Origin of the sequence: uncultured Arthrobacter sp. (genome assembly GCF_902805515.1) — a bacterium.
GTDB lineage: Bacteria > Actinomycetota > Actinomycetes > Actinomycetales > Micrococcaceae > Arthrobacter_D.
Genome location: NZ_CADCTE010000045.1, coordinates 1 through 1,213, shown reverse-complemented (window position 1 = coordinate 1,213; position 1,213 = coordinate 1). Strand labels below are relative to the sequence as shown.

Below are 1,213 nucleotides of genomic sequence, written 5' to 3'. Positions count from 1 at the left end.
GACATGTCTTCGACGAAGGGCCGTCAAGTTCCGACGCGATCGGTTCGATAACGTTCATCTGGTATCCTCGCGGTATCCTGCCGACCTCCCGGTATCTTCTTGAAACCATCCGGAGCCAAGCGCAAGTGCCGGTCTCGCCGCGACAAGTGCGGCGACTTCGATCGGAGCCGACATGCCGCCATTCACTGTTCCCCTTCTCGCCGCCCTAGTCGGCGCGCAGCCCGCCTCCGGAGATCGAGCCCGGGTCGTGACTGTGCCCGCCGCGTCCTCGCCCGCACCCGCACTGGAGCAGTTGCCTGGCGTCTTTCGGATGCGCTTGGGTGATTTCACGGTTACTGCGTTATCGGACGGGACGGTGGCGCAGGATCTGCACGCAGTCCTGACCGGAACCACTCCGCCGCAGGTCGACAGACTGCTGCGCCGCGCCTTTCTCAACAACCCGATCGAAGCATCGATCAACGCTTTCCTAATCGACACGGGAAGGCGGCTTATCCTCGTCGACACGGGGGCGGGGCGCCTCTTTGGGTCGGGGAGCGGGGGCAAGCTGGTCGCGAGCTTGGCCGCCGCTGGCTATCGGCCGGAGCAGATCAACGACATCCTGATCACCCATGTCCATACGGATCACAGCGGCGGGCTAACGGACGGCCCGCGCATCGTGTTTCCGAACGCCACGGTTCATGCCGGCCAGCCGGACCTCGACTTCTACCTCAATCCGGCCAACGCCCAGACGTCGGGCATACCGCAACGATTTTTCGACGAAGCGCAGGCGACCGTCGGCCTCTATGCGCGCGCGGGCAAGGTGCGCGGCTTCTCTGGACGGACGCAGCTCTTCCCGGGCGTGGTCGCAGTTCCGACGCCTGGTCATACCCCCGGTCACGCCTTCTACCGTGTGGAGAGCAGGGAAGAGGCGATCGAGTTTTGGGGCGACATCATGCATTTCGGGGTGGTGCAGTTCCCACGGCCCGCGATCACGGTCCGCTATGACGTGGACTCGCCTGCGGCCGCCGGGCAACGGGCGAAGCAGTTTGCCGCCGCCGCGCGCGACCGGCGGCGCGTTGCGGTCGCGCACGTCAACTTCCCCGGCATCGGCAACTTACGGGCGGAGAGAGGCGGCGAATACATCTGGGTGCCGGTCGAGTACCGCGATCCCGGTGCGGGACGACCAGAGGCACAGGCGCCCAGGTAAACGAGACAATTACTCTGCCCGAGCCGT

Annotated in this window: 1 protein-coding gene; it reads left to right on the top strand. The window is 65.5% G+C overall.

The window, feature by feature from the left end:
* Positions 1–355 precede the first annotated feature (355 nt).
* Positions 356–1,186 carry an MBL fold metallo-hydrolase gene (locus QZX79_RS03710; RefSeq protein ID WP_294564828.1) on the top strand — a complete coding sequence of 277 codons (831 nt, stop codon included), beginning with the start codon at positions 356–358 and terminating at the stop codon, positions 1,184–1,186.
* The last annotated feature ends 27 nt before the right edge of the window (positions 1,187–1,213 follow it).